Source organism: Pseudomonas proteolytica (assembly GCF_007858275.1).
Classification (GTDB): Bacteria; Pseudomonadota; Gammaproteobacteria; order Pseudomonadales; family Pseudomonadaceae; genus Aquipseudomonas; species Aquipseudomonas proteolytica.
In genome coordinates, this window is sequence record NZ_VFEV01000010.1 from 44,511 (window position 1) to 59,007 (window position 14,497).

Genomic DNA, 14,497 nt, shown 5'->3' on the forward strand with positions numbered 1-14,497 from the left:
CGTAGCGCTGGCGTTCCACAGAAGACTGGCGGTTCAGGGACGCTAATAACCCCATCGAGATTTTTCAGCTGTTACGCAATGCTCCTCTTTTTTTGTGGTCTCTACCCTGACTCCGCAACAGGACAGGCCCCATGTCGATACGCACTGCACTCTGCCTGCTGGCTCTGCCGTTGTTCGCAGGCTGCCAGTATTTGCCACACACCGATTACTTCACGGCACCTGAAAACGAGCCGAACCCCGCCTGGATCCGCATCGTCAACTTCACTCAGCATGCCGATCTGTACCAATACGAAAACGGCATACGCTCGGGCGGCGTCATTCGCAGTGGGCCGCTTCCGTTCATCCATACGCAAGATGAGGGTATGCCGAAAGCAGGGCAAAACCTCACGTCGGACTATTACGAAACGCGGATCCGACCAGGCATCGAAACGCATGTGGGTATGTTCTGGGAAGGGGGACGCACGCAATCCTGCTCTGTCACGACGAAGTTCACGCCCCAAGCTGGGCGCTTTTACCAGTTCAGGCTGACATCAGGTTCAGCAGGCACCTGCACGCTGTATCCGTCTCTGATCGAGCGCGACAAAAACGCAGATGGCTGGCATCTCACACCAAACTCGCAGGTGTCGTACAAAGGCGAAGGGCCGACGGCCAAAACCCATTACAACAATAGCCGCTTCGAAGATCCCGATTATCATCCACCGGCGGATCTCTACCCTGGCATAGATGTTTTATAAAGCGGGCCACGGGGACAAACTCATGGCTGCCAACACAACTACAAGGAGTCGTTCATTGGGTGTCAGAAAGTACTGGCCAGCGCTCGCCGAGCGAGCCTCAGAGGATCTATTCGCATGGTCGGCCTTTGTCGCGCAAACAGAATTCCTGTGGCAGGACACTGCTTTGGTCCAGGACGCCGTCGCTTGGCAACGCCTCTGGTTCGAACTGGAGATAATCAACGGGCTTGCGTTGGCGCAATGGGAAGATCAGGGCAGGCCTGATGACTGGTCCTGCTGCTGGAACAAAGACTATCGCCAAGAAGCGGCCGCCCTGGCGTCTGAACTGGTAGCAATGCTTCGCGATGCAGATTCATCTGCCTCCTGAATACACGAGCGGCGGCCACGGTGCCCGGCAGACACGCGCTCCCTGCGCTTCTTGCCGCGATTGTAAAGCTGGGGGCAATTCAGCCCTACCCAATCAGTTATTCACCGTGGCGTACCATGAGTTGGCGGCATGAGCTGCTTGCCATCCCTAAAAACACGATCCTTACCGTTGCGCTTGGCCTCATACATATTACAGTCGGCAGACTTAAGTACTGCAGACATGTCGGACGTCGCCGAGAATCGTGCGATACCGGCACTGCAGGTGTAGTGATGGGGTGGCGAGACGCTGTGCCGGATCGCCTCCAAAAGCCGCAACGCGTATTCATTGGCGACCGAATCATCGTCACCCAACAGTAAAACCCCGAACTCCTCCCCACCAATCCTTCCAACAGTGTGACTGCCAGGCGTGGACTGCAAGCACGCGGCCATTGCGCATAAAATCTTGTCGCCCACATCGTGACCATACTGATCATTTTTAATTTTAAAACTGTCGATATCCAACATTATAAAATAGCCATCGCCCCCACCTGCCATCACTTGCTGGAAACTCTCCATAAATGCTCGCCGGTTGAGTATAGAGGTAAGAAAATCGGTCTCCGCCAGGGTTCTGAACTCACTCTCGATCAATAACACTGAGCGCATATTTTTCAAATATGTAAAGCTCAGGGTAAAGCCAATTGACATGGACGATACGCAAAACAGCACCAGGTATACTTCCAGCCCCCTATACATGCCCACGTCAAGGTTTGACCACATCAAAATCCACACCAGCGCACTGGAGAGCAGATAGTCTTGAACCGTGATAAATAAGATGGCGCTACTCACCACAATTATAACGGCCAGAGGCAAGGCGAATACACGCAGCTCTGCACCGGAATCAATCACACAAGAAAAACCAAATGCCAATACAACGATGTATACGCCACCCAAAAGCCGCCATACCAGGAAGTTACCGGTCGCACGATGAAAGTGACAAACTAAGAGCAGGCACATGGTAATTGAAAAATTCAGCCAATTGATACTCGGCACTGGATCCACCAACAAAACACCCAGCCACGCCACCACCCCAACCAACTCAACTTTTGTTACCGCGGGTGATAACAATGTCCGTATTCGCGGCCTAATCTTGAAAGTCGCTGGCATCTCTAATTCCCTTTCCATAACGACTCAGATTATTCGACGTCTTCGCCCTGCCCCCTTTCAATCATTTCGATAAAAAAATTTGCCGACAGCCGTGCCATCTGCCGCCACTCCGTGTCGCTAACAAGGCCGCTGCGCAACAATTCGTCTGCCGCGTCCAACAGACCGAAATAGTAAGTTTCCAAATCCATTTCTGGCTCATATCGAACAATCAGGGCTTCCCAATCTTGCATAGCTGAACTTTTCATAAGCTCGTCCCACGCGGCTCACACATTCTTTTCGACATACACACAAGGTCGACCACCGCACGTTATTAGCATTTTTGGAAAGATAGTTTATTCAAGCTGCAATTTCAGAATAGGTAGTTTTTCTACGTGCGAGCAACGTGCACAAAAAAGGTCCAAGGATTACTTCCACTGCCTTGTAATGACATGCTAACGATGCTCATCAATCCAGGTCGCTGGTGACCCGCCCAATTGCTTCCACGACTTGCTTGGCACCCAACTGAATATCTGCCATCGCCCTGCCTGCCTGCTCAGCCAGCTCCAGCAACCTATCGGCCTGGTCTCGGCTGCACTGCACCTGAACAGTGGCTTGACGGGCCAACTCACCGTTCTGTCGCACTACGCTGGCAATCTCCTGTGTCGCCGTGCTGGTGCGCCCAGCGAGTTTGCGCACCTCATCCGCAACTACCGCGAAGCCGCGGCCGTGCATTCCCGCGCGCGCAGCTTCGATGGCTGCGTTAAGCGCCAAGAGATTTGTTTGCGTGGCAATGGCGCCGATAGTGTCAACAATGGATCCGATCAACAGCGACTGTGACTCAAGGGCACTCATGCTTGCGGTCACTGAAGCCATTTGTTGCGCGATGGTTTGCATGGATATTACCGAGTCGCCTACCAGGCCCATGCCCCGGTCCGCCTTGACATCGGTATCGAGCGAAACCTCGTAAGCCATGTGTGCTGCCTGTTTGACTCTATCGGCTCTCTCAACCTGCTTTGTCACCACACTGGCGAACTTGGCGACCTTGTACACTTGCCCGCAAGCATCCTTGATCGGGTTATAGGTTGCTTCTAGCCACACGACCCGGCCGTGTTTATCCAGGCGGCGAAAGCGCCCCGCAATGAACGCACCTTTATTCAACGACTTCCAGAAATCAGCGTAAGCCGCAGAAGCAACATCCTCGTCCAGGCAGAATAGGCGATGATGCCTGCCTTCTATCTCTGCAAGGCTGTAGCCCATTGCGTCGATAAAGGGCTTATTGGCATGTAGGACTTCACCAGCGAGGCTGAACTGCACAATCGCGGTTGACCGGTTCAAGGCGCTGAACATTTCCACGCCTTCCTGCTCGTCCCGCGCCAACGGCGGAGCGATACAGCCGTAGCCTTGAAATGTGCGTTCAGACAAAGAGAGCCAACACATGCCAAGCGTGACAATTTGGCCATTTGAAGCGGTGTAGCGCTGCAATTCACTGGCCCGCAGATTCGGCGCAAACGCGCTGCGCGGCTCAGCCAGTATGTTGCTAATCTCCGAGCCGGATAGCTCATCTAACGAATAGCCAAGCACATCGGCGAGTCGCTGGTTGGCCGAGATGATTCGGCCCGCCCGATCAACACGCAGTGAAATAAAAACCGATTCAAGGTTGGCGAATACGCCAAGTAATGTACCGAGCTCGCCCTTGCAGTCGAGCAGAGCATTTTTTATGCGACGGTTAAACACACTGACCTCCGATGCTAACGAGTACTACAATAAAGGACAATGTCTGTATATTATGCCGCCCAACAACACGGCCTTTCAAAAGCATTCACGCTACAAACCAAGCAACGACTTGGCCCGGGGATACTTATCACTAAACTCGCTATCCCCCATTCCTAATTTCAAGCTAATTCGCGCCACTGAAAAATTTATGGCCATGGTGCGCCTCACCAAATCCAGAAAAGCCGGAAGTAGTTCCACCGTATTCTTGTGGCATTTGAAATATCCGTGTAGCTCACCTTCTCGAACCATGCGTATGATATGAGTCTTCGACACGCCCAAGCGCGAAGAAAGCTCAATATACGTCGACACCTTATAACCGGCCTGAATTGAATCCTTACGCAAGCTGTCTACATACAAGGCAAGCATCGGCAGATGCCCACCATCTCTGTTCATAATCCATTTTGCTTCAGGCAATAGCTTGTCAAGCATCACATCAGCTTCCAACAACTTTGCGAAGCCATGAAAAAACACACGCAGCATGTCTTCCGACTCCCATACATCTTTCAGGCAAGCGTCGTATGGAACTATCAACTGCGACGGCAGCAGATAAGACTTAATCATCCTGGTGGTTTCACACAGCGCCGCGCCGGTGGGTTTGAAAACACGCTGCCTACTGTCTTCGTCATGCATCCGGACTTGCATATAACCGGCAATAAAGAAAAACGAAAAGTAAGAGTCCAAGCTATTGCGCGATAAATAACCACGCTCTTGGCAGAACGCTTTAACCTTGGACAGGGGCACCAAATGATCTTTGTAATTAAAGCTCAACAAAGAAAGCGCCACCATAAACCTGTCATATTTGAGCAGATTTTTGTAAAACAGCGGTTTTTGTCGATAGTTCTCCATCACCAAATCGAAATGTAGAAGGATCGCGTCATCCATGTCGCATCGGGTCATCGCGGAACTGGTCTCTATCAGATACTCAAGCAGATCAGTTTTATTCATCGACGCTCAATAGACCTCACAAGACAACATCAAATAGCCACTACCCGCATCATGCCCAGTATATGCGTATTCAACCATCTGAAAATTTCACCCCAAAAATGTTCTATCGCTTCCCCTTCGTATTAAACCTCGCATCGCTTTTGTGAAGCATTCGACCGAAGCGGACGTTTACGAAGGTCTGCTTTGGGCTATCAACGACACAACCGTGTTTGCCCCGCGCCCAATGCCAACCTCGTCGCCAATGGGTCGATTTTTTAGCTTGCTGAAACGTTTCATCACGTTTATAAAAATGGCACAACTCCAAGAAAGGCTGCAGCCATGACCCCGCTTAAACTCTTTGTTGCCCTCAGTGCACTGTCCGCTGCCTCCCACGCCATGGCCTGGGATTACGTTCTGCTCGACACCGACAAAGCCGCCCAGAACTGGCAGATCACCAGCCAGCAACTCGGAATAAAAACCGACAAACCCTTCAGCGTTACCCTACGCACCTTGCACGGCGGACGGCAGGAAGGTGTCAGCATCGTCGACATCGATAACGGCACGATGAAACTCTCGGTAGTGCCGACTCGCGGAATGAACGTCTTGCAGGCCTCGGTCGGCAATGTGCGCATGGGCTGGGATTCTCCGGTCAAGGAAGTGGTCAATCCGTCCTTCATCGAACTCAATGGCCGCGGTGGCCTGGGCTGGCTGGAAGGTTTCAATGAACTGGTCACCCGCTGCGGCTACGAATGGGTCGGCCACCCCGGCGTCGACAACGGCGAACTGCTGACCCTGCACGGTCGGGCCGCCAACACTCCTGCGAACAAAGTCACCCTGCATATCGATGAAAAACCACCGTATGCCATCACCCTGCGCGGCGAACTGAAAGAGCAGGCATTCAAGAAGGTCGACTTCTCGGTCGCGACCGAACTGGTCACCGAACCCGGCAGCGTCGTGTTCGCCCTCAACGACACCCTGACCAACAATGGCGACTATCCGAAGGAGTACCAGGCGCTGTATCACAGCAACTTCAGTACCCCGTTCCTGGAGCAAGGCGCTCGTTTCGCCGCGCCGGTGAAACAGGTGTCGCCGTTCAACGACAAAGCCAAGGGCGACCTGCCCGACTGGCAAACTTACCGCGCGCCGACCAAGGACTACGACGAAACGGTTTACAACGTGGTGCCGTATGCCGATGCCAAGGGCGATACGTTGACCGTGTTGCATAACAAGGCCGGCAGCCTGGGCGTTTCGGTCGGCTTCAATACCCAGACACTGCCCGTGTTTTCCCTGTGGAAAAATACCGATACCCAAGGCCAGGGTTATGTCACGGGGCTGGAGCCGGGGACCAGTTTTTCCTACAACCGCCGTTATCAGCGGCCACTGAACCTGGTGCCGACAATTGGGCCCAAGGAACACAAGCAGTTCCGCATCAGCTACAGCTTGTTGACGGATAAGGCGGCGGTGGATAAGGCCTTGAAGCAGGTGAGCGAGATTCAGGATGGGCGGGAGACTGAGGTGCGGCAGACGCCGTTGGTTGATCTGACCAAGGGGTGAGCATTGTCGGCCGACTGCTAGCCCTCGCGAAGGGCTGGCGTCGACCCACCGCAGACCTAGGCGGTTTCTGAAGCCATCCAGGTCAAAAAATCATGGACCTGAGTCGTAAACTCTTTTGGTTTGGCGTATGGATTGCTTGCTTGGGACAAGAAAAAAGAGATCTGCGTTCTCATGTACGGGTAGTGCTCAACAAATAGCTCGACATGCTCCTCCAGTGTTTGCGGCCACATCAGGTCCTGTGCAGAACGAAGTACTTGAGTGGAACTAGCGATGGAAAGTCATACAACATACACTCAGCAATTGCGCGACAGAACCGTCGCCTAATAAATATTCAGGAGCAATTATGAAACTTTTCGCGGCATTCACAATTTTGTTATTTGCATTAGTCGGATGCGCTACAACTGGGAGCCAATCGCCACAGCAAGCCGCGCAATCTGCAGCAAATTTATTTGAGCAACAGAAATTCAATCTAGTTTGGGTTCCCGCAGCGAATAACGGCATTTCCGGAGCTATGGCATCCGCGCTTATCGGAAGTGCAGGTTTAGAATCTCCAATTGTTTCAGGCATCCACCAAATAATTGCCCCTGCAAGCAAAGCTGATGTGCGTGTCGCCATCTCAGGAACCGATAGTTCTTTTGCAGCCAACTCAGCTATTGCAGCTTTAAGTAACACATCAAGCATGCTTCCTAAGTTGCAACTTGCATTTATCGGCTCGACATCAGATGCCGCGGCAGTTCGCTCGGCAGTTGAAGCTAAAGGCGGTAAATTCTTACACGCCACACCAAATGGCTCCTAACTAGCGGTTTCTGCCTTTCATGATAGACTTCTGTCGGCCAAAAGCGGACTCTTGAGGTCTATCGCTTTCTATCCGTAGTAACCGGTCAGCCCGGTTGAGACGGAGAAAAAAGGCGACTGATTTATTCTTGAAACCTATGCGAAAACGTCTGCTCAGGCCTGACTGATATCCAGCAATCGAGGCATGGCAATCGCCAGGTAATCCTGCGTATCGAGCACCATCGACGCATCCAGCCGCCCCGCGTTGAAGGCTATTTCAGCGTAGCCTGCGGTCAAGGCCGGATCGACGATCAATTGAATCCGCTCATCGAAAACAAAAGGAGGGATGGCGCCGATCCGGCACCCGGTCAGTTCCATGGCGGTTTCGGCCTTTACCAGCTCGGCTTTTTTCCCGCCCAGGGCCGCTCCGACTTTCTTCATGTCCAGCTTCTGGTCGCCCGGCAGTATCACCAGTGCATAGGGGCCGGCCTGGCCCTTGAGGGAGCAAAGCATGGCCTTCGCGCCTTGGCCGGGCTCGGTGCCACGGATTTCGGCGACGCGCGCCGACTGCCCCTCGGCATCGTGCATCAGCACCCGGTAGGAGGCTGAGCGGGCATCAAGTAGTGCCACAAGGCGATCGAACATGGGATGCATGTAGTTTTCCTCTGGTTTACAGGAGCAGGTCGTAGGACAGTTTGCTGATCAGAATCACCAGTAACACCAGGAATAGAGCCCGGACAAAGGGCACCCCTTTATGAACCGCCAACCAGGTGCCAGTGAGCGCGCCCAGGATGTTGAATGCCGCCATGGGGATTGCGATCAGGTAGAGCACGTTACCCGTCGGAATGAAGAACATCAGTGCCGCTACGTTGGTCGCGATGTTCACGAGCTTGGCCGATGCCGAGGCATGAAGAAAGTCGAAGGCGAAGAAGCGGATAAACAGGAAGATCAGGAAGCTGCCAGTGCCGGGACCGAACAGACCATCGTAGAAACCGATGGCACCGCCAATGAAGATCGCCAGCAGTTTTTCCTTGGTACCGATGCGCATGGGTTTGTGCAGGGCGCCGAAATCCTTTTTCCAGAAGGTGTAGATCGCCATCAGTACAATCAACACCAGCACCGCCGGCCGGATCATCGACTGGGGTACGAACGACACCGTGGCGGCTCCGAAGAAGGCCATGACAAAGGCCGCGCAGGCGGCCGGGATCACAAGCCCCCAGTCGATCACCACCTTGCGCACGAAGGACCGGGCCGCGAATGCGGTGCCGCAGGCGGCCGCGACCTTGTTGGTACCCAGCAGCGCCGCCGGTTGAGCGGTGGGCAGCACGTTGAATAGCGCGGGTATCTGGATCAGTCCACCGCCGCCCACCGCCGCATCGATCAGGCCGGCGGCGAAGGCGAACACGCAAAGGATGACAATATCGACCATGAAATCAGGCTCTGACTATGTAGGGTTGATGAGGGTCCAGCGGCACCACGCGTGCCGGATCATTGACCCCGAAGACACGCAACATCCAGCGATCACGGCCGTCGTAGCGGGGTGTAAAACCATCCCGGGCATGCAGGGTTTGCTGGTTCTTGAAGATCAGCATGTCCCCTGGTTGCAGCAATATGTGGTGCACGACATCGGGATGATTGGCGACGGCGGCGAACAATTGGAGGGCAAACTGCGCATTGGCGCAGGTCGCCTCGACACTTGCTTTGTTGTAGCGGCAATACAGGCCATCGGTTGCGCTTCTGTACAGCAAGGGGACGTTTTCCAGCACATTCCCCTGTTTGCCGAAGGAAGCCGGTCGGCGAACGGTGAAGTTCGGGCGTGACAATTCTTCTTCGACGTAGGCCGGCAGAATGGCCAGCACCTCGTCAATGGCGACGATGCGCGTCGGCACATCGAGCTCGCAGCGCAGGCCGGTCAGGGACAGGTACTCCGGACAGGCCGACAGTTGCGAGACGGGTTCGCAGGTCAAAGGCAGGTGGGGGTTGTCGACATGCATGCCCAGATCCGCGCGCGAGCCATAGGAGCTCTTTTCGGTCTCTCGCTTGTGCTTGGGCGATACGTGACGGAACACCGTGTCGTTGCTTTCACCCTCGTACGCCAGCGGACGGGTTTGCAGAGTTTGCAGCACCGACAAAATAGCCCCGGCCAGTGTCGACAAGTCCTCGATACCCGGCTCCCGGTCATAGGGCGTGGCGGGCAGTTGCGGGTCCAGCGGCAGCCCCCTGACGATCATCGCCACTTCACGGGCCTGTGGAAAATTGCGTAGCTGCTGGATTTTCTCGGTGCTCAGGACACTTTCCAGCAACAACCCCAGGTCCGGCATGTGGCGGATACCCGAGGCGCTATCGGTCACCTCCAGCGATGCCAGACCGGCCTGAAGTGCGCGTTGTTCTTCGAGCGACAGATGAATTTGCGGTATCTCCCGTCGGTTCGAACTCACTGATTTTTTTTCCAGCAACTCATGAATTACTTCATCAACACACGCTGCGGCCTTCCCGATTACTTCATCTAACTTCGACACGTCCTTGCGCTCCTGTTTACCCCATCCTTGTGGGTTGAACAGGAAGATTAACGGAAGGGCCTTTTTTGTGTTGCAATGCCGCGTTGTGAAAAATGCAATGAGGTGGAGAGTGGCGTTGAATATGTTGGGTGAACTTGAAGCCTTCGCGACCGTGGCTCGCAAGCGCAGCTTCATCGCCGCGGCACGGACTCTGGGGCGCTCCCCTAGCGCACTGACCCGTGCGGTTCAAGCCCTGGAGGAAAGTGTGGGGCTCAAGTTGTTCAATCGCTCCTCCAATGCCGTGAGCTTGACCGAAGCGGGTGAATGCTTATTGCCCCATGCATACAAAATGCTCGAACTGCAACGTGAGGTGGATGAAGACCTGGCCGGCCTCAGCGGCCTGGCCTCCGGCTGGATCCGGTTTTCCGCCCCAGAGTTTCTCGGACACGGGGTATTGCCCCGGTTGATCGCGCAATACTGCGAGCGTTATCCGGACGTTAACATCGATGTGGTTTTCACCGATGAGATCATCGACCCGGCCAAGAGCAAGCTGGATTTCTCGATTCGCGGCGCGTTTCCACAATCCAGCGACTTGATCGGCTTTGCGCTCTGGAGTTACTCGCGTTATCTGTATGCCAGCCCAGGCTACCTGGAGCGCAACGGCATGCCCGACTCCATCGAGGCACTGGAGTCGCATTCGCTGATCCTGCATACGGCGCCGCGGATTCTCAAGGAGTGGAATTTTCGCAGTGAGGAGCAGGCCATCAGCTTTCGGGTTCATCCTAAATTTCGTTTCAGCTCCGGTCTGGCGGTATTCCAGGCAGCCCTCGCGGGCGTCGGGATCGCCCGCTTGGCGGATTGGATGGCGGAGCCCGAAGTGCAAGCTGGGCGCCTGTGCCGGGTTTGTCCTGAGTACAAACTCACCTCCAGCAGCGGTGAGAGCCCACAGATGCACGCGGTGTACCCGGCCGGAAATTTACCGCTGCGGGTGAAGGCATTGATGGAGATGATCCGTGGCTTAGGTGAAAGCCTCGAATGTAAACGCGGCTCAGCACTGATATGAGGTTACGGGTCGTTCGGCCCTGACCGCTCACTTTGCGAATGAAGAGTTCATCAAGCTGACGCTGGCTGTCCTCATGACTCCTGCCTGATTACCAGACACCGCTACTTACAAGCAACCGACCACAGTTGATCAAGTCTCGTCGTATAACGACGGCTCATCATCTCCCGACGCATTCCCCAGTCGGGGTTCGTCGGAACACTGGCCGACCGCAGTGTTCCCCTCCATATTGAACGCTAGGTAGAGTGCTGAGCGCCGGGCGTCCACACATGGATATACTTCTTTGCGTCTTGGGCTACAGCACATAGCGCTAAAGACCATCCAAGATGTATAGATGGGCCGACGAAGATCGAAATCTATAATCAATGATGTTTTGGTAGTCAGAAGAATAATAAAAGTCGTGGGCCACATCGACCGAAGGAAACTCAAGCAGTATGACCCGCGGAACGATTCGACTACCTTCAATGACGTGTGGTTGGTTCGTGCCTACCAAGAAAGTGGCTCCGAACTTTTCAAGGACAGGCCTGACACTCACCATATACTCGTTGTAGAACACGTCGGGGTCTGTGATCGTCAGCTCTGCAAACAAATAGCCTTTCTTTTCCATATTTTCCTCGCGCTTTCAGTTTTCTCGGCGACGCTAATCAGTACCACCCTAGAAGATGGATATGAGGTGTACCCGTTCGCACCTTTCAGCATTAGCGGCTCAATGGAATCTACAAATACCATCATGCCGCCTAAGACTGGACGCTCTTATTTACTTCGGCGGGGGAGATGATCCGGAGGGTCACATGCTACCGTCCCCATCTTAGCCGGCACTGACATTTCAAAGAGCTCGAGATCAGGTGAAATTGCAGTCTCGTTATGCTTAAGTCCTGGAGGAATGAACAGAGACTCACCCTGCCCCACACGTATGACCCGACCGTCCTCGAATTCAAGTTCGATCCACCCTCGCAGGGTGTAAATAAAATGAACATCACAGATATGATAATGCCAGCCGGTCTGTTCCATAATGTCCGTAGCACAAGTGACTTGCGCCCTCGCCACACCTTCAGTAGCGTCTGTAAGCCCCAAGTCGCGATACTTGAAAAATGAGCGCCGGCCTGGCACCAATGGCGCATTCTCCGGCGTAGCGTACGCCAGCCTCTTTAAAAGTTCTGCCACCGCACTTGGCATCTCCGGGTGCGGTAGAGTTTTATTATAAGTTTGCATGTCCACCCTCTTATTCTCCATGAATACCAAACAAAGCTTGTTCGTTTTTTCAGCACAAACACTTAGACGACAACCCATCTCATGCCTAAAAACATAATTTTCCTTCACGACCCATACTGCCCATTCAAACAGCAAGGCGCACAACGCCCATCACCCAATTAATTTGTGAGAGCATCAGTACTCTCTACCGAGAGGCAGTATGACGTCGCCGCGACCATTACCGCGAGAACTAACTCACGAGAAACGACAGCCCACTATGGCATTACGGTAATAACGTATTCCTTGAAGACTCAAACGGGAATGGTGTCTTTCTTATTAGCGACTTTGTAATTGTTAGAATTTTGAATTGTGGCATCGCCTCCTACGAAATCTTCTTTGCGTAGCATTAGAAGCGCAATAAGTGAAACGACACCTGTACCTATGTAAAAATACCACGGCGAGGTGATATCCCCTGTTTGCTGGATTAGCCAAGTAGAAATAAATGGAGCGCTTCCGCCAAACACCGCCACCGGAATGTTATACGCTATAGCGATACCTGTTGAACGTACCCGGGTAGGCAACAACTCACTCATCGTAGCGTAGGTGGATGAAGCGTAAAGTCCGAATAGGATGGCGACGGCCATCAAAGGCAGAAAGAAGCTCGTGGGTGTGGCTCCGGGAGCGGATTTAAAGAACCAGAACATCGCTAGGGTTGCCAGACCTCCCACGACCAGTAGAAAGGGCTTACGGCCATAACGGTCGGTGAAAATACCTCCAAATGGCATTACAAACGCTGCGCTCACGCTAGCGATGAACACAAACAGCAGCGTTACACCGCTATCGAATTTCAAGATGCGAGACATATAGGTGGAGGCAAACGTTAGTACCAGATAAAAGATCGAGCTATGTAGGGTAATGATGAAGAACACTAGCGTGATCGAGCGCTTCCACTGCCACACCTCTCGTAAAGGGGCCTTCGAAGTCTCGCCAGCTTTCTGCAAAGCCAGAAACTCCGGGCTGTCTTCGAGCTTCAAGCGGATGTACATGGAGACCAGCCCCATTGGTCCCGCAACCAGAAACGGAATTCGCCAACCCAATTCTTGCATCAGCTCAGCCCCCATTAACCAAGTCATACCATTGGCCACCACACCGCCAAGCACCAGTCCTAAGACCGCTGTCACCATAAGCCAGCACGTCGAAAACCCTCTGCGCCCCGGCCCTGCATATTCAGAGATGAAACTTGTGATAGTACCGATCTCGCCACCGGCGGAAAAACCCTGTACGCAACGGATAAGGATCAGAAGAATAGGTGCGGCGATACCAATCGTATGATAAGTGGGTAACAGACCTATGCAAAAAGTAGAACCCGACATGAGCATCAGGACAGTGATTAACGTCCGGCGCCGACCGATCTTATCCGCGAGGGGGCCAAAAAACAGACCTCCAAGTGGGCGAATAAAAAAGCTCAACGCGAATGCAGCGAAGCTGCTCAACAAGCTAGTGGTAGGATCTTCTGACACGAAGAAAGCTTGGCCAATGTATACCGCCAGGAATCCATAAACGCCGTAGTCGTACCACTCAATCAGGTGGCCCGAGGTGGCCCCTATGAAAGCACGCCGGCGTTGCTGGGCCGGATTTTTGTTGTGAGAAGCCATGACGAAAGCCCTGCCTTGTTTTTATAGTAATTACGCTGAGGAATACCCATCAGGTACGCCTAGACTGCCCCAGCATTTAGCCCTCCGCTATTCGTGTAACTACGTACATAGATGTGTAGCTTTGAGTATGTAATTATTCCGGTAGATACCGCTGGTTTAAGGTCGCTCGCCATGATGAATCCTGAGCAACAACTGCATGACCTCAAAAGTTTAGCCTTCCAAGTATCCCCGGCTCCCCAAGTGATAACTGGAAATCGCTGCATACTCGAACTCAACAAAGCGTTCGAAAGGCTATTCGGCTTTGACCGAGAAGTGTTGATAGGCGAGCGACTCCTCAAGCTTTATCCGTCACAGGCCGACTACCAAACAGTGGGCGAACGCAGCCTCAGCTGGCTGCGCCATGCCACCAACGGGGCTTACTCGGATGAGCGCTTCATGCAGCACCGCAGTGGAGAGGTGTTCTGGGCCAGGGCCAATGGCTATACGCTAACACCGGATGACCCCTTTCAACTGATGGTCTGGCACTTTGAACCTGTGGATCAAGTGTTTCGGCCGACCGTCAACCTGACACCTCGAGAGCGGGAAATTTCGGCCCACATCGTCAATGGCCTGACCTGCAAGGAAATCGGGCGCAAGATCGGTATCTCGCATCGTACGGTCGAAGTACACAGAGGGCGATTGATGAAAAAATTGAAGTCGAAGAACAGTGCCGAGCTGGTTTCAAAAATCATCGTGCTCAAATGAAATTCGATAGTTGCTCGCTCATGTTGCGCTCCCGGTACTTGGGTTTGCCGAATAGCTTTGGCCTGGTCGTCGGCGAGGATGCTGCTGACCACAACCTTCATCGGC

The 14,497-nt window shown here is 53.5% G+C and carries 15 protein-coding genes and 3 pseudogenes; 6 read left to right on the top strand and 12 right to left on the bottom strand.

Going from position 1 to position 14,497, the window contains the following annotated elements:
• The first annotated feature begins 131 nt into the window (after nt 1-131).
• Together FIV38_RS09260 and FIV38_RS09265 are read left to right on the top strand one after the other, a co-directional pair.
• Nucleotides 132-734: a hypothetical protein gene (locus tag FIV38_RS09260; protein ID WP_092239235.1), complete on the top strand. Its 603-nt coding sequence runs from the start codon at nt 132-134 to the stop codon at nt 732-734.
• Between the two features lie 55 nt (nt 735-789).
• Nucleotides 790-1,098, top strand: coding sequence for a hypothetical protein (locus FIV38_RS09265; RefSeq protein ID WP_029293623.1), 309 nt, complete (start codon nt 790-792; stop codon nt 1,096-1,098).
• Between the two features lie 101 nt (nt 1,099-1,199).
• Here FIV38_RS09265 and FIV38_RS09270 read toward each other — a convergent pair whose 3' ends face one another.
• The 5 genes and pseudogenes from FIV38_RS09270 to FIV38_RS09285 form a co-directional block, all read right to left on the bottom strand.
• On the bottom strand, nt 1,200-2,240 hold the full coding sequence (locus FIV38_RS09270; protein WP_092239413.1) for a GGDEF domain-containing protein: 1,041 nt from the start codon (nt 2,238-2,240) through the stop codon (nt 1,200-1,202).
• 29 nt (nt 2,241-2,269) lie between these two features.
• Nucleotides 2,270-2,485, bottom strand: a complete 216-nt coding sequence (locus FIV38_RS09275) for a hypothetical protein (RefSeq protein ID WP_133714811.1) — start codon at nt 2,483-2,485, stop codon at nt 2,270-2,272.
• 199 nt (nt 2,486-2,684) lie between these two features.
• Nucleotides 2,685-3,050: pseudogene (locus FIV38_RS30890) on the bottom strand (methyl-accepting chemotaxis protein); the annotation flags it as partial.
• Between the two features lie 186 nt (nt 3,051-3,236).
• Nucleotides 3,237-3,953, bottom strand: a pseudogene (locus tag FIV38_RS30895) (PAS domain-containing protein); the annotation flags it as partial.
• Between the two features lie 90 nt (nt 3,954-4,043).
• A complete protein-coding gene (locus FIV38_RS09285; RefSeq protein ID WP_092239231.1) occupies nt 4,044-4,937 on the bottom strand; it encodes a hypothetical protein in 894 nt (297 codons plus the stop codon).
• A gap of 318 nt (nt 4,938-5,255) precedes the next feature.
• Here FIV38_RS09285 and FIV38_RS09290 point away from each other — a divergent pair, with 318 nt between their 5' ends.
• Nucleotides 5,256-6,470, top strand: coding sequence for an aldose 1-epimerase family protein (locus FIV38_RS09290; protein WP_029293613.1), 1,215 nt, complete (start codon nt 5,256-5,258; stop codon nt 6,468-6,470).
• Nucleotides 6,471-6,813: 343 nt separating this feature from the next.
• Nucleotides 6,814-7,266, top strand: coding sequence for a hypothetical protein (locus tag FIV38_RS09300; protein ID WP_139273606.1), 453 nt, complete (start codon nt 6,814-6,816; stop codon nt 7,264-7,266).
• 152 nt (nt 7,267-7,418) lie between these two features.
• Here FIV38_RS09300 and FIV38_RS09305 read toward each other — a convergent pair whose 3' ends face one another.
• Genes FIV38_RS09305 through FIV38_RS09315 form a run of 3 tightly spaced genes read right to left on the bottom strand, consistent with a single transcriptional unit; the run spans nt 7,419 to nt 9,937 of the window.
• Nucleotides 7,419-7,898, bottom strand: coding sequence for a YbaK/prolyl-tRNA synthetase associated domain-containing protein (locus FIV38_RS09305; RefSeq protein WP_092239229.1), 480 nt, complete (start codon nt 7,896-7,898; stop codon nt 7,419-7,421).
• Nucleotides 7,899-7,914: 16 nt separating this feature from the next.
• Nucleotides 7,915-8,673, bottom strand: a complete 759-nt coding sequence (locus tag FIV38_RS09310; RefSeq protein WP_092239227.1) for a sulfite exporter TauE/SafE family protein — start codon at nt 8,671-8,673, stop codon at nt 7,915-7,917.
• A gap of 4 nt (nt 8,674-8,677) precedes the next feature.
• Nucleotides 8,678-9,937 carry a TauD/TfdA family dioxygenase gene (locus FIV38_RS09315; RefSeq protein ID WP_235861153.1) on the bottom strand — a complete coding sequence of 420 codons (1,260 nt, stop codon included), beginning with the start codon at nt 9,935-9,937 and terminating at the stop codon, nt 8,678-8,680.
• Here FIV38_RS09315 and FIV38_RS09320 point away from each other — a divergent pair.
• Nucleotides 9,873-10,805, top strand: a complete 933-nt coding sequence (locus FIV38_RS09320) for a LysR family transcriptional regulator (protein WP_092239223.1) — start codon at nt 9,873-9,875, stop codon at nt 10,803-10,805. The two genes, FIV38_RS09315 and FIV38_RS09320, sit on opposite strands and share 65 nt — an antisense overlap.
• 101 nt (nt 10,806-10,906) lie before the next feature.
• Here the strand turns inward: FIV38_RS09320 and FIV38_RS30675 are convergent.
• The 4 genes and pseudogenes from FIV38_RS30675 to FIV38_RS09340 all read right to left on the bottom strand — a co-directional run.
• Nucleotides 10,907-11,026: pseudogene (locus tag FIV38_RS30675) on the bottom strand (DUF4113 domain-containing protein); the annotation flags it as partial.
• 86 nt (nt 11,027-11,112) lie between these two features.
• Entirely contained in the window at nt 11,113-11,409 is a 297-nt protein-coding gene (locus FIV38_RS30900) for a DUF1330 domain-containing protein (RefSeq protein WP_092239221.1), read from the bottom strand.
• Nucleotides 11,410-11,555: 146 nt separating this feature from the next.
• A complete protein-coding gene (locus FIV38_RS30905; protein ID WP_092239219.1) occupies nt 11,556-12,092 on the bottom strand; it encodes a cupin domain-containing protein in 537 nt (178 codons plus the stop codon).
• 212 nt (nt 12,093-12,304) lie between these two features.
• The gene (locus FIV38_RS09340; protein ID WP_092239217.1) at nt 12,305-13,648 is read right to left on the bottom strand and encodes an MFS transporter; all 1,344 of its coding nucleotides are present in this window, start codon (nt 13,646-13,648) and stop codon (nt 12,305-12,307) included.
• Between the two features lie 171 nt (nt 13,649-13,819).
• Between FIV38_RS09340 and FIV38_RS09345 the strand changes: the two genes are divergently transcribed.
• Entirely contained in the window at nt 13,820-14,392 is a 573-nt protein-coding gene (locus tag FIV38_RS09345) for a PAS and helix-turn-helix domain-containing protein (protein ID WP_092239215.1), read from the top strand.
• Nucleotides 14,393-14,497 lie beyond the last annotated feature (105 nt).

Excerpts from the sequence above, each read along its gene's own strand:
- FIV38_RS09260 (WP_092239235.1), top strand. The coding sequence starts at position 132 with ATGTCGATACGCACTGCACTCTGCCTGCTGGCTCTGCCGTTGTTCGCA.
- FIV38_RS09270 (WP_092239413.1), bottom strand. The coding sequence starts at position 2,240 with ATGCCAGCGACTTTCAAGATTAGGCCGCGAATACGGACATTGTTATCA.
- FIV38_RS09275 (WP_133714811.1), bottom strand. The coding sequence starts at position 2,485 with ATGAAAAGTTCAGCTATGCAAGATTGGGAAGCCCTGATTGTTCGATAT.
- FIV38_RS09285 (WP_092239231.1), bottom strand. The coding sequence starts at position 4,937 with ATGAATAAAACTGATCTGCTTGAGTATCTGATAGAGACCAGTTCCGCG.
- FIV38_RS09290 (WP_029293613.1), top strand. The coding sequence starts at position 5,256 with ATGACCCCGCTTAAACTCTTTGTTGCCCTCAGTGCACTGTCCGCTGCC.
- FIV38_RS09300 (WP_139273606.1), top strand. The coding sequence starts at position 6,814 with ATGAAACTTTTCGCGGCATTCACAATTTTGTTATTTGCATTAGTCGGA.
- FIV38_RS09305 (WP_092239229.1), bottom strand. The coding sequence starts at position 7,898 with ATGCATCCCATGTTCGATCGCCTTGTGGCACTACTTGATGCCCGCTCA.
- FIV38_RS09310 (WP_092239227.1), bottom strand. The coding sequence starts at position 8,673 with ATGGTCGATATTGTCATCCTTTGCGTGTTCGCCTTCGCCGCCGGCCTG.
- FIV38_RS09315 (WP_235861153.1), bottom strand. The coding sequence starts at position 9,937 with ATGAAGCTGCGCTTGCGAGCCACGGTCGCGAAGGCTTCAAGTTCACCC.
- FIV38_RS30900 (WP_092239221.1), bottom strand. The coding sequence starts at position 11,409 with ATGGAAAAGAAAGGCTATTTGTTTGCAGAGCTGACGATCACAGACCCC.
- FIV38_RS30905 (WP_092239219.1), bottom strand. The coding sequence starts at position 12,092 with ATGGGTTGTCGTCTAAGTGTTTGTGCTGAAAAAACGAACAAGCTTTGT.
- FIV38_RS09340 (WP_092239217.1), bottom strand. The coding sequence starts at position 13,648 with ATGGCTTCTCACAACAAAAATCCGGCCCAGCAACGCCGGCGTGCTTTC.
- FIV38_RS09345 (WP_092239215.1), top strand. The coding sequence starts at position 13,820 with ATGATGAATCCTGAGCAACAACTGCATGACCTCAAAAGTTTAGCCTTC.